This window comes from Woodsholea maritima DSM 17123, from assembly GCF_000382325.1.
In the GTDB taxonomy this organism is placed as follows: Bacteria; Pseudomonadota; Alphaproteobacteria; order Caulobacterales; family Maricaulaceae; genus Woodsholea; species Woodsholea maritima.
Genome location: NZ_KB908060.1, coordinates 68,995 through 89,443 on the forward strand (window position 1 = coordinate 68,995; position 20,449 = coordinate 89,443).

Sequence of the window (20,449 nt, forward strand, 5' to 3'; positions counted from 1 at the left end):
TTTATGATTATGGGTGATCGACCCCTTCTTATTTTGGCCAGTGCCTCACCGCGACGGCGCGATCTGCTGACCCAGATCGGCTTGCCCCCCGATGACATTGCGCCCACCGATATTGATGAGACCCCGATCAAAGGCGAGCTGCCGCGTGCGTTGGCGGCGCGTTTGGCGCGTGAAAAGCTAGGCGCGGCTCATCATCAAGGGGCCTATGTTCTGGCCAGTGACACGGTGGTCGGTGTGGGGCGGCGTGATCTGCCCAAGACGGAGACGCGTGAAGAGGCCGAGGCCTGTCTGCGTTTGATGTCTGGGCGTAATCACCGGGTTTATACCGGGGTCAGTGTGCGCGCGCCCGATGGGCGTGAAGCGCACCGGATCGCCGAGACGCGCATTGCGTTTAAGCGCTTGAGCGAGCCTGAAATCGCCGACTATCTCGACAGTATGGAATGGCAGGGCAAAGCGGGCGGCTATGGCATTCAAGGCCGGGCCGGGGCCTTTATCGTGTCGCTGCAGGGCTCTTATACCGGGGTTGTCGGTTTACCTGTTTATGAAACCCGTCAGTTGTTGATGGGCTTGGGATATCCAGTATGCGTGTCATCGTCCAAGAACGAGTAGGTGAAACCCGTGCCGCAGTGGTCTCGGGCGAGCGGGTGTGTGAGTTGCATGTCGAGCGTTGGAGTGAACGCAAGACCCGCGCCATTCGCGGTGAGATTTATCTCGCGCGCGTGCGCACCGTTGATGACAGCCTGAACGGGGCGTTTTGTGATCTGGGCAAAGGCCCTGAAGGCTTCCTGCCCTTTGGCGCGCAACGCCCGAGCGGCATTCATGAAGGCGCAGCAATCCCGGTGCAAATCGGGCGTGAAGCCTTTGGTGAAAAAGGCCCAACGCTGAATATCGTCGAACTGGATGAGGTCCATGGCGGTGATGCGCCTGAATGTCTTGTCCCAGCCCCCAGCCTGGCGGAGCGTTTGTCGCGCCTGTTTGAAGCCCCCATCCGTAAGGAGAGGGAGGCTGATTTCGACATGGATGCCGAGTTCGATATGGCCCTTGATAAATACGTGCCCTTGCAAGGGGGCGGGCGTTTGATCATCGAGCCGACCGCGGCGATGACCACGATTGATGTGGATTCGGCCGGGCGCAGCGAGCCTAAGGGCGGGGCCGGACGCTTGGCGGTGGAGCTTAACAAGGTTGCCGCGCGTGAAGCCTGTCGCCAGATCCGCCTTCGCGGCATTGGCGGCGTGGTGGCGATTGATTTCCTGCCCTTGAAGAAAAAAGCCGATCAAAGCAATTTGCACGTCGCGGTGAAAAGCAATTTTCGGGGTGATTTGGCGAAAATCGACGTCGCGCCCCTGTCTCGCTTTGCGATTATGGAGCTGGCACGTCAACGCATCACGCGTTCGCTCTATGAAGTGCTGCTCGATGCTTCGGGACGATTGAGCGTGGAAAGCTGTGCGCTGGGGGCCTTGGCCCAGTTGGAACGTGAAGCGCGCGCCAATAGCCGTAAGCCTATGGTGACGTTGAAGGCCGGTAAGGCCGTGTTTGAGTGGCTCGATCGCGACACGATGGGCTGGCGCAAGGCGATGACGGCACGTTTGGGCGCACGCTTTGAGCTGGTCTTGGATGACGCCAAGCCTGAGCGCGCCTATGAGGCGGTGGCATGAGTGACGGCCCACGCTGCCCCATTTGCAAAAAGCCCAGTGTGAAGGACTATCGTCCCTTCTGCTCCAAACGCTGTGCGGATGCGGATCTGGGCCATTGGCTGGCGGGTGATTATGCCGTGGCCGGTGAGCCTGTTAAAACCCATGATGAGGAAGAGTGCGATTAGCGCGCTCTTCCTACGCGCTTGATTAAGATCATCTTTTAATTTTCAAGCAAGACTGAGCGCAAGCGCCTGCTCGCGTGAGCTGTTGTGTCAATACATCAGCTCATTTCGTTATTTGACGAACAGTTGAAATATGGGCGTGACTCGGTTATATCCCCAGTAAGATTTGGGGTGAGGTTATGAAAATTCTTGGTATTTTAGGCTTAGTGCTTGGGGTGAGCGGGATCGTTGAGGCCCAGGAGCCTTGGCGCTTGGACGACGCGTTGACCACGCCAGACTGGCTGAGCGTGTCGGGTGAAACGCGCTGGCGCTATGAAAGTCTCGACGGGCAATTTCGCGCCGGGATGGGCGGCAGCGATCAGGCCTTTTCAGGACGGACCCTCATACAGTTTGATATCGAGACGGCGCTTGCCGATTTCACCATCGAATTACAAGATTCGCGCGTTTATCTGGATGATAGCGGCTCTGCGCTCTCCTCCAGCATGATCAATACTGCGGATATTCTTCAAGCTTATGCGCGCTTTGATGTGTCGCCTCTGTTCAACGGGGCGAAGGCCGACTTTAAGGTGGGCCGGATGTCGATTGATGTGGGCAGTCAGCGCTTTCAAGGGCGTAATGGGTTTCGCAACACAATTGATGCCTTTACCGGGGCAGATCTGAGTGTGAAAGATGACGAGGGCGGACAATGGCGCGCTTTTCTGGCCGTGCCTGTCGCGCGCCAACCGGCCGATTTTACAGGGCTTCAAGATAATCAGCACGCCTTTGATGAGGAAAACTGGAACCAGCAGGTTTTCGGTCTTCACTACACAAGGCCTGAAGCCTTTGGGGCGAGCGCTTTAGAGCTGTTCGTCTTTGGCCTTACCGAACAGGAGAAGGCTGATCGTCGCCTCTATACGCCGGGCTTTCGCGTCGTCAAAGCGCCGAAGGTCGGCGAATGGGACTGGGATTTAGAAGTCGCTGTCCAGGTTGGTGAGCGTGAGGATCGTGATGTGCGCGCCGCAACGCTTCATGGTGGACTGGGCTATAGCTGGGATCACGCCTGGCGCCCGCGCTTAGCGTTGGAATATGAATATGCCAGTGGCAATGATCCAGACACGGCTGACTTTGAACGCTATGACCCGCTTTATGGGCTACGCCGGACAGATTTTGGTCAAACCGGTATTTCTGGGCCTTTGCGCCGCGCGAATGTGTCTGCGCCCGGTGTGCGCCTGACCGTGAAAAACGGCCCTCTTGATGGGCGTCTGGTGTGGAAGGCGGCGTCGCTGGCGGCCAATCAGGACGCCTGGGCGGGTGCGGGCGTCGTTGACCCGGCGGGCGCGTCAGGGCGCTTTATTGGGCATCATTTCGATACGCGCTGGCGCTATTGGGCCATCAAAGATCAGGTGCGCTTGGAGGTCGGCGGCGCTTGGTTTATTCGCGGCCGCTTTGGTGAAGAGGCCCCAAACGCCAATGATGCCGGCGATAGCCTTTATGGCTATGGCATGGTGACGGTGAGTTTTTAAAGAAAAGCCCCACTCTCTTGAGCGGGGCTTGTCTTTAGATCTAGTAGGTAAAATTCAGGCGGATATAGCCGACCCGACCGCGCGGATCATGCAGCTTGGTATCAAAGCCCAGCGGTGTTTTGACCGGTGAGGGGCCTGCATCGAAGAGGTTGAGCGCACCCAGCTGGATGCTGGCTTCATGGCCTTCGATCGCTAGCTGATAGCCCAGTTGCAGATCAAAGGCGGTCCAGGCCTCGATCTCAGCCCCTTTATTCTCATCATCATCATAGGCGCTGGTATGGCGCACATGGGCGCTGGCCGAATAGGCATCCTTCATCCAGTTAAGCGCGGCACTGACCCGCCAATCGGGGGCCGAGCGGGCAAAATTGGTGAAATTGCGCTGGCCTTTGGCATCGGTGGTTTTGCCAGTGGTGGGATCGGTCAGTTCGAAGTGATCGAGATAGCTGGCATCCACGCGGGCCGTGATTTGCCCCCATTGACCCAGATCATAGTCGGGAGAAGCCAACGCAAGATCAAGGCCTTGCGCCTCCACTTGCGGGGCATTGACGAAGGCGGCCCGTACCAGGGTCACGACCCCATTGGTCAATTCGATACGCGGATCATCAAATGTGCCATCGCCCAGATCGGCGGTGATGATCGCCTGAGCATTTTCTTTGACGATCAGGTCTTCTACCTCTGTACGCCACAGATCCACAGTGATGTCCCAGCCCGCCAGCTGGGTCAGGAAGCCCGCGGTAAAGGTTTGCGCCGTTTCGGGATCTAGATCACGATTACCCAATGTTCGTACCGGACGGAACAGGCTTTGCGTGCCGATATTGAGGCTTTGCAGCGTCGTGCTGCCCGAGACTTGCTGGTGCAGGGATGGCGCACGGAAAGATTGCGCGTAAGAGGCCCGCAGGCGCGTCGTTTCACTGATCACCCAATTGAGGCCCACCTTGGGATCGGTTGAGCTAAAGCCCTCATTATCCTCATAGCGTGCGGCAAGACTAAGCGAGACGCTCTGGCTCAGGGGAAGATCAAGCTCGCTGAAAATCGCGCGCGAATCGCGGGCTCCCGAATAATCCGGCCCGCCAATGATGAAGAGGAAGTCGTCATTGTTGAAATCCTCACCATGATCCACACGCAAAGTCTCGCGCCGGGTTTGCACACCAAAGGCGGCACCCACCGGACCGGCGGGCAACTCAAACAGGGCTGGCGTTGCGGCAATTGCCTCAAACACCATCAAGTCGGCTTTGGAGGTGCGGATGTCCTCACCTATAATATAGTCGAGCACGGCCGGGTTATTATAGCGCGGATCAGAGGGATCGGTGACCAGGAAGCCCGACCCGAAGGGGTTGAAATAATAGCATCCCGCCGCCTGATCGCCAGGTGTGGTGCCGCTACAGCTGGCTCCGCCAAAGCCTTGAAGGGCGCGGTTGAAATTCGCAGCGAGGGTATCGGTGATGCTCGCGGTCAACTCATTGCGTGAATAGGTCGCGGCGCCATTCAGGGTCCAATCGCGACCCCAGAGGCTGACATCACGCTCAGCGCTTAAGCCAATACGATAGGTGTCATGGTCAAAATTGCGCCGTGCGGCCCCGGCCTGTTCACCCAAGGGGCGCCCCCACCAGATCGCATCGCGGCCAAAGGGATTGCCCGGATGGCTGGCAGAAATTGTGGGGAAGTTGAGATTAGGAAGAGAGGGGGAATTGCCACGCTCAACCTCACTGGTGGCGCCGGACACGCGCAAAGTGACTTCGGTGCCGGCGAGATCCGCCGATACAGCGCCATAGCCCTGCCAGCGGCTTTCATCGGTCAGGGCGGAGAAAAACTGACCATAGTCCAAACGGCAATAGCCCGGCGTGCCAAAGGCATTGTCTGCACCCAGAACCAGCGGGCGTCCACCGGCGGCGGCGCAATCGGGATCAATCACCGTGCCAGGGACTTCTAATCCGCCGCCTGGGGCCAGGATATTATAAGCCCCCGGTCCGCCAAGGGCCGACAGGCCGGTGCCGACGATGAAGGGCACTTCATAGCCCTCTAACGGTTCGCGTGTGAAATAAGACAAGGCTGCGGTGGCTTTCACGCCGCCAAAATCATGGCCCCAAAGCGCCGCGATACTGCTTTGTGCGCCAGAGCCTTGATAATCGGTGGGCGCGCGATGTTCGGCGCTCAGCTCAAAACCCTCAAACGTATCACGGGTGATGACATTGACGACGCCGGATACGGCATCGGAGCCATAAAGCGGGGATGCGCCATCTTTCAGGACATCGACCTTGGCAATGGCAATATCAGGAACCAGGGCGTTCATATCAACAAAGCTGGTGCCATCATCGGCAGAGACGCTGGCGACGGTTTGGCGCTGGCCATTCATCAACACCAGGGTGGAGCCAAGTCCCAGGCCGCGCAAATTGAGGCTGGACGTGCCGGAGGTATCATTCTGCGTGCCGGGATCTTCGTTGAACTCCGATCCCCCCATTACCGGCAACCAAACCAGGGCATCACCTAAATCATCCTGTCCGGCGGCGCTCAACGCGGCGCGGTCCAGGCTGATCACCGGCTGCTGGCTGGCATCGACACCGGGAATATGGCTGCCCAGCACCACAATACGCTCTGGCGCATCGTCTTGGGCGAAAGCGGGGCTGAGGCAAAGGCCGCTCAAGGCGCTGGCGCTAAGCAAGGGCGCAAGAAGAGGGAGGCGGGGGGGCAACATCTTCATGGGGGAGCCTGTTATGTTATATGGTATGAGGTCTGTGTAGAGGATGACCTAGCGTTAGCAATCTGTTCGGACAAGAGGCTTTGCCCAGCCGAGGGATTATTAATGCAGAGTGTGACTCTCAGATCGGGCTAAGATTCTGAAACTGCGGGGGCAAAAAAATCTAAGGTTGAATTTCATCCTGTGAAGATGCCCTCTTGGTCCGGCCTAAGCCATGACGAAAGGGTGTCGATTTCGTCCCATAACTATAAAGCAAAGCTAGCTGGCACCCTATCTCAGTGTCACTCAACTGCAAAAGAACTGCGATCCATCCGCCTAAGGCCATAGACAAGGCCAAAAACTTACGGCTATAAACCGCGCTCTCGACGGGCGGAACACACCGCTAGTTACGGGGCCTGGGTAGCTCAGTTGGTAGAGCAACGGATTGAAAATCCGTGTGTCGGCAGTTCAAATCTGCCCCTAGGCACCATTCTCTTTCCCTTCTAAATTTCGTTTCTGGGGTAGGTTTCTTCGTAAATCTCTTCAAGCGCCTTGCCTTCATAGGCCCATTGTCCTTTGGATTTGGCAGAAGGACCGTAAACCTGACGTGTGGCTTCAGCCAGAGAGACCTCACGGCCCAAATAAAGCACGCTGCGTGCGGAGGCGATGACGGCGTGACCTTGCCCATCGAGCGTGGAAATTGAACTGCCGATGTTAAGTCCCATCTCGATGAAATTCTGAACCGGGCGCGGTTTTCTGCGCTGAGCTAAGGTTTCTCTGGCGGCCCTTTCATCGATTGGAATGGCTTTGTTGTCGTCTTCGACTTGCGGGGTAACATCTTCAAGCGCCAGTAGCTTGAGTATGCTGATGGCTTGTTCAGCGCTGATTTCAAAGAACTCACGTTTTAAGTTAACTCTAAGCGAGGAAAAAGCCGTGTGAAGTGCGCGTTCAACGATTCGACAGTCTTCAACAATGCACGCATATTCGCATTTGAAAGGGACTGGTACACTTGTTGTATAAAGTTGGTTGATACGGGTTTGAGTGCAATCATTTTGGGTCAAGCCAATTTTGATGAGGCCTGGCATGGCAGGATTAGATAAAACATAGACGATATTGGGCATGGTGATCTCTATTCTGTGGCAGGTTGTTTAAGGTAATCAATCAAAGCCCTAAGCTTCAATGATTTTTCCTTGTGCGCGGGATAGAGCGCAAAAAGGCTGCGACAGCTGAGGGGATAATCGGTGAGGCAGGCGATAAGGTCTATGAGTTTGCCTTCATTGGCGGCTCGTTGAAATTGCGTGGGGCCGATGCCGCTCCGCTTCGCCCTATTGCCCTGCCTGTGCGCTAGGGTAAAAGGCAGGATCAAGTGGGGGTTCGCCCGCTTGATCCCGTTCTAATAAGGGCGCATGGACCGGCAGGCGGATCGTGATGGTCGTGCCTTTGCCCGGCTCACTGCTGGCCCAGACGCGCCCGCCTTGATGGGTGATGGCGCGTTTAACAATGGCAAGACCCATACCTGTCCCTTTAGGCCGTTCAGATGAAGGGATGTGGGCGCGGCGGAAAGGTTCAAAAATGATGCCTGAAAGCTCGTTCTCAAACCCGATGCCGTTATCGCGCCATTCAATCTCCACCTCATCATCGATACTGCGCTGGGTCAGGGTGATAATCAGGCGTTCGGCCGTGTTGCGATAACGTAGGGAATTGGACAACAGGTTTTGAAACACGCGCCACATCAAATTACGATCCGCGTGGATTTCCCCCAGGCCCTGACAGTGAAAGACGGGCCGGGAGACCTCAAGTTTTAAGGCCAGGTCTTCACAGACCTCTTCAATCAGGCTTTCCAATTGAAGGAGTCCATTGTTACTGCGGGTATGTCCCACCTGGGCAAATTCAAACATGGCGTCAATCATGGTCTGGGCGCGGCGCGCACCATCAACCATGTAATCGAGCATGAGCTTATCATCATCGTCTAGCCGAGGGCCTAAGCGTTCAGACAGCATGTCCCCGAAGGCTGAGATTTTGCGTAAAGGCTCTTTCAAATCATGGGCCATGGAATGGGCGAAATAGGTAAGGTCTTCGTTGGAGGCGCGCAGCTCTTCGCTGAGCTCAATGAGCGCTTTTTGCGCGTTTACGGCCTGGCTGACATTGCGGGTGATGCCGAAAAAGCCTTGAGCCTCGCCTTCGATCTGAATGGGCACAATCAGGCACTCACCAATAAATGTACTGCCGTCCTTGCGCTTAAACGATAATAAAAAGGACTGGCTGGGATTGGCCATAGCGGCCTTGACGCGCACGGCGGCCTGGGCATGGGCGTCATCATCAGGATAGAGAAAGCGCGTATCGACGCCGCGGATATCCTCGCGGCGATAACCAAATTCCTCTTCAAAAGCCTTGTTGACCGATAGAACAACCCGATCCAGCGTCGCCACCATGGTTGAAACGGGCATTTGGTCAAATAAATCAGAGGCTTCAATATGGTTGAGGCGAGACTTCATAGGCGAGTAACTCTAAGAGAAAAGAATCAGCACACAGGATAATTTTGCGCATCCTGATCGTATTTAAGTGATCTGTGAAGTATGAAGCGATTTTGCCAACACCTTAAGTTTTATTGCGCTTTAGAATTTATGCACAGGAAGAGATTTTGAAGAAATTTAGTGATAGCATTCACTCAAATTTTAAGCGCGTCTGACACTCTTCTTATGACGATAGATTTTGACGACTTTGGGGCTTAGCGCGCCCCACAGCCTTGGGTGCTTATGGGATATCGGCCGGGTGTTATTTTAGTCGACGATGAAACGGCCGTGCCTGAAGCCCTGGCGCGGTCTTTAAGGCGTTTGCGCCCCCATTGGGGACTTACATTGTGTGACACCGCGCCTGCGGTACTTGAGACCCTGCAAGCTAGCCCTTGCGATGTTCTGATCAGTGATTTTCGCATGCCCGGCATGGATGGCCTGGAGTTAATCACGCGGGCCAAAGGGATGAACCCCGCCATCACTTGTTTTTTATTGACCGGAACGGGCGATTACACGGTGGCGGTCCGCGCGCTCAATAGTGGTTTAGTTGCGCAATATTTCACCAAACCCTGCGCCATTGCCGATTTAATTAAAGCGATTGAAGCGCGCCTAGAGGACCAACACTCCGGCTTGGCATCGTTAAGCGGCGTTGGCCGTGCAGCCTTGGAAGTGTTGTCGACAGGGGTGTTTGTTGTTGATAGCGAAACGGGCCGAATCCTACATGCCAACCGGGCCGCTGAGCAGATCTTAGGGCGCAAAGATGGATTGCTGCGCGATGGTCAGGGCATTTTGCGGGCCGCACAGCCCCTGTTATCGCAACGCCTTCACAACAAAATTCATGAGGTGGCGCAAGCCGATCAAGGGGCACCGGTGTTTTTGCTCTTCACCCGGCCTTCGGGCGAGGATCCCTATCGCGGGGTCATTAAAACGATTGGCGAAGGCGAAGGCTCGGTTGTCGTTTTGATCAGTGATCCGGTGCAAAATCGCGCTCCGCCGCCTGAAGCCTTGATCGCGCTTTATGGCCTGACGCCCAGCGAAGCCTTGATTGCCTATACTCTGGCGCAGGGCGAGAGCCTCGAGCATGCGGCCCTGACCAGTGGCATCACCGTGTCGAGCGCACGCACTTACCTCAAGCGGGTGTTTGCCAAAACCGACGTGCGAAGCCAGGGCGAGCTGGTCTCGCGGGTTTTGACCTTGCCCGGTTATTTGAGGCGACACGGGTGAGGGCGCGCGCGGATCTTTCGCAAACAAAATACGCCCCGTCCTCAAATGGGGATAGGCCGGGCGTTTTGCCTTCGTCACACTGGGCCAAGAGGTGGAGATGGGCTCTAGCCCGAAGGGTCATGATGAAAGGATTTATCATCCAGGTATTTTTCGCCCTACTCGATGAGGCCTCCGCCAGGGTGTCGGGTTGGATAAAGGCGATCACATCCCTGGACTTGGTCGATCGCGCCAAACACGATGTTGGTGATCTTGGCAGGAAGGGAGGTCAGCAATGTGTGCGTTTCATATTGATGACAAAACACCCAAGCCCCGTTTGAGTTATGAGCAATTGCTGCGTCGATTTGAACGCGAGACCATTGCGCGGATCGAAGCTGAACAATTGCTGGAAACCAAAAGTCGCGAGCTGCATCGCACCAATCTGGCGCTGACCAAAGCCGCCAAGGTTCTTGAAGATCACCGCCGCCAGTTGGAAACGACCCTCGACCAGACCTTGTTGGCAATTTTACTGGTCAGGAAAGATGGCACCATCCATCACGCCAATAAACTGGCCATGAAAACCTTCCGTTTGAATGAAGATTATTTTGCCGGTCTACATGTTACAGACTTATTTGAGGAAATAATTCCTGAATCTCAATGGGTTAAGGGGGATTTGTCGAAAGTTGAAAGCCTGCGCGAGATTGCCGTGGAAACCACAGGCAAGCGCACCGATGGCACAACCTTCCCCGTGGAATATGCGGTGTCGCGTACCAAGCTCAAAGGCCAGCAGGTCTCGGTCTGGGTGGCGCGCAATATTACTGACCGCAAGGACGCGGAAAAGCGCCGCCAAAGCTTGGAAGCGGAATTACGCCAGGCTCAAAAATTGGAATCTTTGGGGACTTTGGCCAGCGGGGTGGCGCATGAGATCAACACCCCCATCCAATATATCAGCGATAATGTTCAGTTTCTAAAAGAGTCCTTCCAAGACTTGATCAAGTTTGTGAAAACCAGCCAAGATGTGGTCGAGGCTTTAAAAAAGGCCGATCCCCAGGCACCGGAAATTCAGACCTATCGCGAGCAGTTTAAAGATCTCGATCTGGACTTTGTGTTGGAAGAAGCGCCCAGCGCCCTCAGCCAATCGCTGCATGGCCTGCAACAGGTCGCCACTATCGTCAAAGCGATCAAAGAATTCTCCCATCCGGGCAGTCATAAAATGTCGCCCGTGGATATCAACCGCGCCATTACCACCACTTTGGCCGTCTCGCGCAATCAATGGAAATATGCCTGCGATGTCTCCTTGCTGTTGGAAGATAATCTACCCAGCGTCATGGGGCTCGCTGGGGATATTAATCAGGTATTGCTCAACCTTATCGTCAATGCGGTTGATGCGATTGTCGAAAAAGACCCGCAGGAACGCGGCGTCGTAACCCTACAAACTCAGAAAATACACACAGACGAACTGGGTGACGCGGTGGAAATCCGTGTCACTGACACCGGAACGGGGATCGCTCCGGATGTGGCTTCGCGCATGTTCGATCCGTTTTTCACCACTAAGGCGGTGGGTAAAGGGACCGGGCAGGGGCTGGCCATTACCTACAATATTATCTGTACCAAGCATGGCGGCAGTATCGAGTGCCAAAGCCCACCGGGTGAAGGGGCAACTTTCATCCTGCGTCTGCCCTGCCAACAAGAAAGAAGTGAGAAGGAGGTTCGCGAATGAAACCGATTGTCTTGTTCGTCGATGACGAACCGAATGTCTTACGCGCCTTGCGCCGTATGATGCGTAAGCAGAATGATGTCTGGGATATGCGCTTTGCCGAAAGTGGCGCAGAAGCCCTTGATATTTTGGTCAATACCCCGGCCAAGGCCGTGGTGTCGGATATGCGTATGCCGGGAATGGATGGCGCTGAGCTGCTGGATGTGGTCTCAGAGGCTATGCCGGAAACTGTGCGCATTGTGCTCTCGGGTGAAGCCGATCGCACGCTCACCTTGCGCACGATTGGTAAGAGCCATCGCTTTTTACCCAAGCCGTGCAGTGCGGAGACTTTGATCGCCGCGATTGATATTCCGCTGCAATTACGCACCGAGCTGGATTTGGCGGGCGTGGATGATCTCGACAGCGTGTGGACGCCCAAAGAGATCCATGACGTGCTGGCCAATGAGCTACATGCTGAGAATCTCAATCTCGATGCGATCATTCGCCTGATTGAAAATGACCCGGCCCTGTCGATGCAGGTCTTGCAGCTGGCCAATTCGGCCTATTTCGGTCCGGCAATTTCCACCGTCAGCGTGGATGAGGCTGTGCGCCATCTGGGCGCGGATTTATTACGCTCCTTGCTGGATAATCAGCGCCTTACCCGCGTCGGCCCGCCTTCACGGGTTAATCCTGACCTGCCTCAGCCGACCAGTGAGCTCGCCAAGGAATGTCGCCAAGCGATGAGTGAGCTTGATGGCGATCCGACCCTCATTGATGCGGCCTATACGTCAGGGCTTTTGTGGGCCGTGGCCGGGCAAATTGCTCACGCCAAGGGTGAACCTTGCCCAACGCAGCAGGCACAAACTGCGGCCTATCTCGCCAGCCTCTTATCGCTACCGATTGAGATGGTCGTGGCGCTACGCACGCTTCACCCTGAGCATGATGCGGAGATCTCAGGCGATCCCGCGCATCATATTGCTGCAGGGCTGAAAGACGCGATGATGCGCGATCATAATCCGATGTCCATGCATTAGCGGGGCAGGGAGAAGGGATCGAGCGTAAATGACGCGCAAGCCCAAGGTTTTGTTCGTTGATGATGACCCGAATGTCTTGAATGCCATCAAGCGGGTCTTACGAAAGGACTTGGACTTGCGCACGGCCGATAAGGCCCATGCGGGCTTGGCCATTCTGCGCACCGATCCGGATATTGATGTGGTGGTCACTGACCAGCGCATGCCGGAAATGGATGGGGCAAGCTTTTTAACCCATGCGGTACGGATTGCGCCGCAAACCATGCGGATCATGCTGACCGGTACCCATAATCTGGCCGTCGCCACGCAGGCGGTGAATGAAGGCCACGTCTTCAAATTCATCAATAAGCCCTCCAGCCCTAAAGAGATAATGGCGGCTATTGAAGAGGCTTATGCCGAGCGTGAACGCCTGGTCCATGAGCGTGATCTTTTGGAACAGACCGTCGCCGGGGCGGTGCGCGTGATGATGGATGTCCTGGCGATATCCAGTCCGGGCGCGTTTCGCCGGGCGCGCCGGGTACAGCGCTGGGCCGAGGAGCTGGGCGCGCGGCTTGATCTGTCCGCCCAATCCAATCTCTCCATGGCCTCGATCCTGTGGGGGCTGGGCGAGATGACCTTACCCAGTGAGATCATCAAAAAGCGCAATCAGGGCGAGGCGCTAACTCCGCTCGAACAGGATCTGGTCGCACAAAGCGCCCAAACCGCCCATGATCTGGTCGCCAACATCCCGCACATTTTCGACGTGGCAAAGATCATTCTCTATTCACGCAAGCATTATGATGGTTCAGGCTATCCCAAAGACGATGTGGCAGGGGGCAATATCCCGGAGCTTTCGCGCCTGTTGCACATCCTGCTTTATGCGGTGGATCACTCCGAAGGGGGTGGGCGTCATGTCGGCTTATTGGCGCTGTTACCCAAAGAGGATGAGCCCCATTATTTTGACCCGGCCTTGCTGGCGCGGGTGCGCGCGGCTTTGCGCGCGGCCGATTATGGCGCGCAGGCCAAGGTGTGGATTGAGCGCGAGGTGCCATTGTCGCGCCTGCTTCATGGCGATCGACTGGCCAGGGATTGTCATACCCGTGATGGGCGCTTGCTGCTGGCCGCGGGCAATGAAATCACCCAACCCATGTTGGAGAAAATGCGCCAGGTTCATAAGCTCGCCGGTATTGAAGAGCCCATCCACATCCTGCGTGAAGAGCTCACCAATGCCAAAGTCACCTGATCACCAGCGCCGCTCATAAACCAAGCCGACAGAGTGTTCGTCCTCTTCCCAGTTTTGCTGTGGGGAGAGGGCAAAGGCCGTTTCCTCATACATGTAAGACAGGCTAAGGCTGCTCGAGTCGGAAAACCGCCAGGCCGCGCCGGCTTGAGTGCGTCCCACGGTGGCGAAATGCTCATAGCTGAGCCCGTTTGTGAGTGAGAAGTCAGCGCCTTCATTGAGGAAAAGCGCTTGGCGTTCCCCACCCACGAAGAGGGACCAATGGGGGAAGGATTTTTCCTTATCCAGCCGGGTGATTAATTCCAGTTGGCCCGAGGTCGTAACTTCAGATACATCCGCGCTGAAGCCAATTCCGGAGCGCGCATCGAAGCTTAAATCGGTAAACTCATCCAAAGACGTGTTGATGAGCGGGAGGACATAATCAATCTGGACGCTGGCAAGTGAAGCAAAAGCGCGGGTGTCGAGCGGGTTTTGCCCAGTGGAGATATCTTGCCGGACCTCAAGATAGCCCGGACCTGGAGCTTCGAAATGGCGCGCATCATAATGATAACGCGCGCTCGTTTGAGTAGAGGCCTGACGCACGGCGAGAATGGCCTGCGCGCTGCGTGCAGCCTCAGGGCTCAAGCGCTGGCGAGCTTCTTGATAAAGCGGTGCGCGAATAGCTGAATTTGCATCCCAATCACTGCGGATGAGATGTGTAAGACTTTGCGAAGCATGTGATTCGGCATCAGAGACTTCTGAAAACCCCAATACCAAGCCGGATAGCGCGACAATACTGGCTAGCCCCAGCTCAATACAACGATTTCGTTGCATGGCCCACTCCTATACTGTCCCCCAACAGCACTTAACCACGACGCACTGAGTCTGACCAGCTCAATCTTAGCGTGAATGGTTAATCGCTAAAATGCTGATCTCAATGAATAAGTTCAGCTTAATCCTGACTTATTCTAGGCGTTATCAACAGTTTTAGGGTGTGAGCCAAAGCACGAATATAGGATTTCGTGCAAGGAAAGTTTTATTCCGGCGCTTGGGTGAAGTCACGAACCAGACCGCTGAAGAAGGCGATCATACGGCCATAATTATCTTCGCTGATCCGTTCATTGACACCATGCATCCGCGCCGCATCGTCTTCAGAAATCACGACCGGTTGGAAGCGGTAGATATTGGGTGACAGGCCTTGATAGGCTCGCGCATCGGTGCCGCCGATGACCAGGGTCGGGGCCATGGAAATCGGGGTTTCATAAAGCCCGCTGACATGGGTTTTCAGCCGTTCAAACACGGGGGAGTTGATATCGCTGGGCGTGGGCGCGCCATTGGGGATGTCGGCCCAGCTGACACTGATCCCTTCGATATCTGCCAGGGCTGTTTCAACCAGGCTCAAAACGCCTTCAGGGGTGTCGCGTGGATGCAAGCGTACATTGACCAGGGCTTCGGCATATTGCGCCAGGGCATTGGCCTTGGGGGAGCCTTCCAGCATGGTCGGGGCCAAGGTCGTGGACAGCAGAGCCCGACCCGTCGCGCCAGACATCAGCTGGCCCTTCACCATGGGGCCAAACAGCCACAGATTGTTGATCGCGAGGCCTGAAAGCCCTTCAAAGTCATCGGCAATGGCGCCCAGCGTGCTGCGGGTCAAGGGATCCAGATCGGTTTTGAACTTTACCTCTTCCAGGGCCAGCAGGGCGCGGGCCAATTGTCCGGGCGCGGTTTGGAAGGGCGGGCGCGAAGAATGACCCGATTGACCTTCAGCCACGATCCGTAAAGTGCCAAAGCCCTTTTCCCCCACGCCAATCATCGCGGCGGGCTTTTCGGTGAGGGACAAGGGATCGAGCACCATCAAGCCTTCATCCAGGATGAAGAGGGGGTGGATGTGATGCGCGCTGAGATGGGACGCGATTTGGCGCGCGCCTTCACCGCCGACTTCCTCATCATCGCCCAGACCGATCAAGATTGTGCGCTCAGGCTGATAGCCTGAAGCTGCCAGCGTATTCAGTGCCTCCATCACCGCCATCAAATGGCCCTTCATATCCAAGGTGCCGCGCCCCCAGATATAGCCGTCCGCGCGTGTTCCAGCGAAGGGGGGATGGGTCCATTCGCTTTCACTCGCCGCCTCAATGGGAACGACATCCTGGTGAGCGATCAGGAGGATCGGCTCTAGGCTTGGAGTGCTGCCCGGCCAGGTATAAAGCCAGGCCGAATGATTAAAGCGTTCGCGCGTCGTTACGCGGTGAAGATCGGGAAAGCTGGCCTCCAAGAAGGCTTGGAAGGTCGTAAAGCTCTGCCAGTCAATCCGGCTTTGATCATCATAGGTGATGGTTTCAATCTGGATGGCTTGGCTCAGACGCGCCAGGGCCGCCTCATCGGCGGGCTGGATATAAGCGCCGGGTGAGGTTTGGGCAAAGCTGAAGCTTTGCAGGCCAAGGGCGCACAGCCCCGCCAACACCCCTATGGATAAAGGCTTTGAGTAGCGATGATCACGCATGATTGTCTCCCCAGGCACCGCGAACGGGCGCTTATTTTTGGTTTGACGTTAGCGTAAGCGCATTTTGATCAAGAGCAAGGGGGCTAGGCGCTGAAGGCTCTTGAAATTTGGGTCCATAGGATAATCAAAACCCCGCCCTGAAACCAGAGGGCAAAGGCGATTTGCGTGGCCCCAAATATCCCGGCCAGGATCAGCGCCAAGGTGCGGGTCACCGTTTTGGTCCGGGCCTGAAAGCGTTCGCGCGGCGTGGCATAGGGTGAGCGTAGAATATCCAGGATGTCATCAAAGCCGCCGCGCATCAGCTGGGCATTGATGTAAAAGACCAAGAATATCCAGACCCATTGCATGATCCGGATCCAGATCTGCATCGTTGGGCCGCGCAACAGGTCGCTATATTGAAACTCGGTCAAATCACCCTGATCCCCGTGGCGCTGTGTGTTCGATTATGATCCATGAACAGCGCTTATAGGGCGCGTAGCATCGCAAGCGTGTAGAGGGCAAGCGGTTTCAACGCGCCATAGGATGGAATTTAACCCAAGGGGTTGGCGCGTCTGACATAGCGTATGGATTGGTTTCTCGCTTCGAAGGCACATCCCGCCCAGCGTCCATTCATATCATACCAGAGATCGAGCGTGAGCGTGCTTTGAAGGCGAAAATGATGGGCTTGGATCATTTGGCCGTCTGCTTCGATCTGTGCCTGACCCAGATAGGTGATCTCAGTCTCCATGGGCGTACCATGCTCGGTATTGATCATGGATTGCAGATCCACGGGATAGCCATGCCAATGCGATGAGGGCAGGAAAGGGGCCCTATAGACTTCGGAGACGGGCTCGCCTTCAGGGGTCTTGCCGGTGACGCTCAAGCCCTCAGGCGTGAGGTGGGCTTCAAGGGTGTAGGCCTCCCCGTCTTTGAGGGTTCGGTTGGAAAGCTCAATCAAGCGCCCATCACTCCAGCGCTCAGTGGATTGATGCTGATAGCGAAACACGGTTATGGGGCCGATCCCAGCGCGCAGATCAATGTCAATCTGACTGATGAGATCTTGGCCATCGCGTGAAAATGCGATGCGATGGGTGCCAAAATGGGTGTCCTCGCCGCGATAGACATCAAAGATGATGGTCTCACCCGAGACCGGCTCGGGGCTGATGTCGGGGGTATTGGCATAGGCGGGGCTGAGATGAAGGAGGGCGGCTAAAATGATGCTATGGGTCAGTGTCTTAAATGGCATGGCCTGTCCCTTGTGTCATATCGCGAGCGTCACCGTAATTGAGGCTCATTACACATTTAGGGCGATCTTCACTCAGGTCAAATTCACGCTTAGAGCAGGCGCGGCTTTGGGCGTTCTCCGCGCACCAGCAATGTTTCGACGTGGGCAAAGTCAGAGGGTTGCACGAAATCACGTCGGAAGAAGGGATATTGTGCGCTATCAAATATGCTGCGCAGCCAATCGAGGGCTTTACGAACCCGGGTGACGCGGCGCTGATCGGGGTGATAAACCAGCCAGACCGTCAGCGCGATATGCAGGTCGAGATCGAGATAGACCAAATTATCCGCCAATGTCGCCGTATAGGTCGGCAGCATCGCCATGATGGAGCCCGAGCGCAGGGCTTCAAACAGAACCGCGCTATTGTCCGTGAGCACCGAAGGCTTCATCATTTGCTTGATGGCTTGGGCTTCCTGAGGCCATTTTTCCTGATTGTCGCGATAGGAGATCAAATCACCCAGGCGGTGATTAAGCACATCGGCCAAGCCCTCAGGCGCGCCATAAGTGTCGATATAGCTCTTCGCGGTGAAGGGCACATAATGCAAAGTGGCCAAGTCATGAGCAACATATTGCATGCGCTTGGTTTTATTCATTTGCAAAATAATATCGGCGTCCGTTTCGGGTATCGGATTGGCTTCGGATTGGGTTAGGATCTCCAGCTTGATCAGCGGATTGGCCTCAACGAATTGCCAAAGGTGACGCGCGAGCCAAAGACTGGCGATGCCATCGGGGGCCAGAATGCGCACCCGCCCGGCTTCGGCCTTGTCGGCTTGACTGGCCACGCGCTCAATATCATCCGCGGTCGATTGCATGGTCTGGACAAGCGCCCAGACCCGTTCACCCACATCGGTCAGCTCAATGCCATCCGCGCCGCGCGTCACCAGACGTGCCCCAATTCGGCTTTCTAACGCCTCCAAACGACGCGAGACTGTGGGCTGGACGATATTCAACTTTCGCGCAGCCTTACCCATGGAGCCCGCACTCACTAAGGCGTGGAAAACCCGCAAATCATCCCAGTCAAAAAGCAAGTTTCGCAACACAATAACCTCGCTCAGTGAGCATAAAAAATTCGCATGGGCATCATTCGAACTTCATAGCCCCTCAGTGAGCCAATTTAACCTTAAGAGTGCGTTAACCTTTAAGGAGTCGAAATTGGGCTATCAAAAAGAAAGATTTGGCATAGAGGATGGTGATGCAGATCGCAATTGTAAATTGCGCTCTATATTCGCCAATGGCGGGTTTTATTCCACGAATGATCTTTCTGACATTCAAGCCGGTCTCGATATTGGTGATGATACGCTGGGTGGTGGTTTGGTCAGTGCCAAGATTGTTCAGGCCTGTGAAGACCGCACCCAGCGCTGTTTTTATGTGCGTAAAGCGCAGGACGGGACCATCGAAGGCTTCATTGCGCTGTTATATTTGAATGCGCAGGGGTTTGAAGCCTTGATGACAGGGCGTCTACGCCCCGGTGCGCCCGATCTCAACCATTTGACCCAAGAGGGCGAGGCCGCGCGTGCGCTGTATGTGTGGTGCCTGGCCGCGCGCACCGAAGCCTCTAAGCGCGCCTTGGTTAAAGCTGTGACGTTGGCGCGGCGTAAGGCCTTCAATCATATCCCGATTTTTGCGCGCCCTGTCAGCCGCGAGGGGCGGATGATGACCGCGGCTTTGGATGCGCCCAATGGGCCAGCGTCCTGGTTGGGCTGGATTCCACAAACGCAAGATAATGAAGTTTTAGGCAATTTAGGGGGCGAAAATGGACGGATCGCAGCCGAGTGATTTCTTTAAAATTCCTGAGGAGGATGACGGCGTTGTTATCCGTGTTGCGCGCACCTTAGATGATTTACAAAAAGTCATGATGATCCGCGCGCTGGTCTATATGGCCGAGCAGGATTGTCCGTATGAAGAAGAGTATGATGGCAATGATTTTTGCGGGGCAACGCATTTGATTGCTGAGCTGTATGGGGAGCCTGTTGGAACCCTTCGCATTCGCTGGTTTGCGGGGTTTGCTAAGTTAGAGCGGGTGACGATGTTGCCGCGTGAACGCTCGGGTCGGATTACGCGCAAAATGATCAAATATGGCTATGAAGTCATACGCCGTAAGGGATATCAACGTGTTTTAGGGCATATCCAGGAGCATTTGAAAGCCTATTGGAAACGCTTTGGCTTGCATCATCGTGAACATCGCGCCCCCTTTGTCTTCTCGGATAGAGCTTATCTTGAGGTTGAGGGACGCTTCGATTTACATCCAAAAGCTTTGACAATGGACACAGATGCGTTGATCTTAGATCGACCTGAAGGTGAGTGGGATAAGCCCGGACCTTTGGATCGCTCTGTGAACCGTGGCAGTATTGAGCGCAGCGTTCAAGCCGCCAGCGGGCGCAAAAGCGGGCACAAGACCCGTCAGGGAGAGGATAAGCAAAGTGATGTTCAACATTCCGATCTTGTTGTGCGTTGATCTGCAAAAGGAATTTATCACCCCGCATCGCCCTTGGGCCGATCCGCGCGGTGAGGCGATTGCTGAAACCTGCCGACAGGTGATTGCAGCGGCGCGGGCCCATGACTGGTTTGTGGTTCACACCCAATTGCACCGCGGCGGTCCGTTGATCGATGGCGAGGGTTTGCCCCAAGCCATTAAAGGCTGTGAACCGCGCCCGGGTGAAGTGGTGCTGAAGCGTGCGGGCATTTCTGCTTATGCGCACCCTGATTTAGAGGGTGTGTTAGAGGGCGGCGGGCCGGATGGGGCCGTGATGATCGGCTTTAGCGGTCCGATGAGCTTGACCACCACACTTTATGATGCGGTTGACCGGGGTCATAAAGTAAGCCTGCTTCGAGAGGCGTGTGGCTCTACTGAGGTTGGTGAGTGGGATGCCGATCACACCCGCGAATTGTGCTTGGCCACAGCCCAAAAACTTAACCGCTTGGTCTCTCAGGCTGATTTTGCGGGCCAGTTGGGTGAAGTTCAAAGCTCTGTAAGTCGGCGCGCTTAACTGCGCCGGGCTTCGCACTAGGCGTGGCCTGAATTTCGTGCTCTTCTTCTTTTAATGATAAGAGGGGAGTG

The 20,449-nt window shown here is 55.6% G+C and carries 20 protein-coding genes and 1 tRNA gene; 13 read left to right on the forward strand and 8 right to left on the reverse strand.

Features of this window, described 5'->3' with window-relative positions:
* Window positions 1-3 precede the first annotated feature (3 nt).
* From H151_RS0112380 to H151_RS0112395, 4 genes are all read left to right on the forward strand, one after another.
* Entirely contained in the window at window positions 4-609 is a 606-nt protein-coding gene (locus H151_RS0112380; RefSeq protein WP_019961979.1) for a Maf family nucleotide pyrophosphatase, read from the forward strand.
* Window positions 582-1,655: a ribonuclease E/G gene (locus H151_RS0112385; protein ID WP_019961980.1), complete on the forward strand. Its 1,074-nt coding sequence runs from the start codon at window positions 582-584 to the stop codon at window positions 1,653-1,655. Before H151_RS0112380 ends, H151_RS0112385 begins: the two co-directional genes overlap by 28 nt.
* Window positions 1,652-1,819 (forward strand): DNA gyrase inhibitor YacG, encoded by a 168-nt coding sequence (locus H151_RS0112390; protein WP_019961981.1) that lies wholly within the window; start codon window positions 1,652-1,654, stop codon window positions 1,817-1,819. The genes H151_RS0112385 and H151_RS0112390 overlap by 4 nt, the downstream gene beginning before the upstream one ends.
* A 176-nt stretch (window positions 1,820-1,995) precedes the next feature.
* The gene (locus tag H151_RS0112395) at window positions 1,996-3,318 is read left to right on the forward strand and encodes an alginate export family protein (protein ID WP_019961982.1); all 1,323 of its coding nucleotides are present in this window, start codon (window positions 1,996-1,998) and stop codon (window positions 3,316-3,318) included.
* 40 nt (window positions 3,319-3,358) lie between these two features.
* Here the strand turns inward: H151_RS0112395 and H151_RS0112400 are convergent, their stop codons facing one another.
* Complete coding sequence (locus tag H151_RS0112400; protein WP_169336753.1) at window positions 3,359-5,959, reverse strand: TonB-dependent receptor domain-containing protein; 2,601 nt, start codon at window positions 5,957-5,959, stop codon at window positions 3,359-3,361.
* A 447-nt stretch (window positions 5,960-6,406) separates the two neighbouring features.
* On the opposite strand from H151_RS0112400, the gene H151_RS0112405 reads away from it, so the two are divergent.
* Window positions 6,407-6,482: transfer RNA gene (locus tag H151_RS0112405), tRNA-Phe, on the forward strand.
* A gap of 13 nt (window positions 6,483-6,495) precedes the next feature.
* Here H151_RS0112405 and H151_RS0112410 read toward each other — a convergent pair.
* On the reverse strand, window positions 6,496-7,113 hold the full coding sequence (locus H151_RS0112410; protein ID WP_019961984.1) for a GIY-YIG nuclease family protein: 618 nt from the start codon (window positions 7,111-7,113) through the stop codon (window positions 6,496-6,498).
* Between the two features lie 71 nt (window positions 7,114-7,184).
* Here H151_RS0112410 and H151_RS17585 point away from each other — a divergent pair, with 71 nt between their 5' ends.
* Window positions 7,185-7,340 carry a hypothetical protein gene (locus H151_RS17585; protein WP_019961985.1) on the forward strand — a complete coding sequence of 52 codons (156 nt, stop codon included), beginning with the start codon at window positions 7,185-7,187 and terminating at the stop codon, window positions 7,338-7,340.
* On the opposite strand, the gene H151_RS0112420 is transcribed toward H151_RS17585, so the two are convergent.
* Window positions 7,318-8,487, reverse strand: a complete 1,170-nt coding sequence (locus H151_RS0112420) for a sensor histidine kinase (RefSeq protein WP_019961986.1) — start codon at window positions 8,485-8,487, stop codon at window positions 7,318-7,320. The two genes, H151_RS17585 and H151_RS0112420, sit on opposite strands and share 23 nt — an antisense overlap.
* Before the next feature lie 261 nt (window positions 8,488-8,748).
* On the opposite strand from H151_RS0112420, the gene H151_RS0112425 reads away from it, so the two are divergent.
* From H151_RS0112425 to H151_RS0112440, 4 genes are all read left to right on the forward strand, one after another.
* Complete coding sequence (locus H151_RS0112425) at window positions 8,749-9,729, forward strand: response regulator (RefSeq protein WP_019961987.1); 981 nt, start codon at window positions 8,749-8,751, stop codon at window positions 9,727-9,729.
* Window positions 9,730-10,000: 271 nt separating this feature from the next.
* Window positions 10,001-11,425: a PAS domain-containing sensor histidine kinase gene (locus H151_RS17200; protein ID WP_019961988.1), complete on the forward strand. Its 1,425-nt coding sequence runs from the start codon at window positions 10,001-10,003 to the stop codon at window positions 11,423-11,425.
* Window positions 11,422-12,435: a response regulator gene (locus H151_RS17205; protein ID WP_019961989.1), complete on the forward strand. Its 1,014-nt coding sequence runs from the start codon at window positions 11,422-11,424 to the stop codon at window positions 12,433-12,435. The genes H151_RS17200 and H151_RS17205 overlap by 4 nt, the downstream gene beginning before the upstream one ends.
* A 28-nt stretch (window positions 12,436-12,463) precedes the next feature.
* Window positions 12,464-13,654 (forward strand): HD domain-containing phosphohydrolase, encoded by a 1,191-nt coding sequence (locus tag H151_RS0112440; RefSeq protein ID WP_019961990.1) that lies wholly within the window; start codon window positions 12,464-12,466, stop codon window positions 13,652-13,654.
* Here H151_RS0112440 and H151_RS0112445 read toward each other — a convergent pair whose 3' ends face one another.
* The 5 genes from H151_RS0112445 to H151_RS0112465 form a co-directional block, all read right to left on the reverse strand.
* Window positions 13,655-14,464: a hypothetical protein gene (locus H151_RS0112445; protein ID WP_019961991.1), complete on the reverse strand. Its 810-nt coding sequence runs from the start codon at window positions 14,462-14,464 to the stop codon at window positions 13,655-13,657.
* Between the two features lie 202 nt (window positions 14,465-14,666).
* The gene (locus tag H151_RS16420) at window positions 14,667-16,130 is read right to left on the reverse strand and encodes a M20/M25/M40 family metallo-hydrolase (protein WP_019961992.1); all 1,464 of its coding nucleotides are present in this window, start codon (window positions 16,128-16,130) and stop codon (window positions 14,667-14,669) included.
* Window positions 16,131-16,213: 83 nt separating this feature from the next.
* Window positions 16,214-16,540, reverse strand: coding sequence for a hypothetical protein (locus tag H151_RS0112455; protein ID WP_019961993.1), 327 nt, complete (start codon window positions 16,538-16,540; stop codon window positions 16,214-16,216).
* A 119-nt stretch (window positions 16,541-16,659) separates the two neighbouring features.
* A complete protein-coding gene (locus H151_RS0112460) occupies window positions 16,660-17,355 on the reverse strand; it encodes a DUF6134 family protein (RefSeq protein ID WP_019961994.1) in 696 nt (231 codons plus the stop codon).
* A gap of 89 nt (window positions 17,356-17,444) precedes the next feature.
* Window positions 17,445-18,431 carry a LysR family transcriptional regulator gene (locus tag H151_RS0112465; protein WP_233354578.1) on the reverse strand — a complete coding sequence of 329 codons (987 nt, stop codon included), beginning with the start codon at window positions 18,429-18,431 and terminating at the stop codon, window positions 17,445-17,447.
* A 112-nt stretch (window positions 18,432-18,543) separates the two neighbouring features.
* Here H151_RS0112465 and H151_RS0112470 point away from each other — a divergent pair, with 112 nt between their 5' ends.
* From H151_RS0112470 to H151_RS0112480, 3 genes are read left to right on the forward strand one after another with little or no spacing between them, the layout of a single operon-like run.
* Window positions 18,544-19,167: a hypothetical protein gene (locus tag H151_RS0112470; RefSeq protein ID WP_019961996.1), complete on the forward strand. Its 624-nt coding sequence runs from the start codon at window positions 18,544-18,546 to the stop codon at window positions 19,165-19,167.
* Window positions 19,145-19,846 carry a GNAT family N-acetyltransferase gene (locus H151_RS16425; RefSeq protein ID WP_019961997.1) on the forward strand — a complete coding sequence of 234 codons (702 nt, stop codon included), beginning with the start codon at window positions 19,145-19,147 and terminating at the stop codon, window positions 19,844-19,846. Before H151_RS0112470 ends, H151_RS16425 begins: the two co-directional genes overlap by 23 nt.
* A complete protein-coding gene (locus H151_RS0112480; RefSeq protein WP_019961998.1) occupies window positions 19,815-20,378 on the forward strand; it encodes a cysteine hydrolase family protein in 564 nt (187 codons plus the stop codon). Before H151_RS16425 ends, H151_RS0112480 begins: the two co-directional genes overlap by 32 nt.
* Window positions 20,379-20,449: the final 71 nt, after the last annotated feature.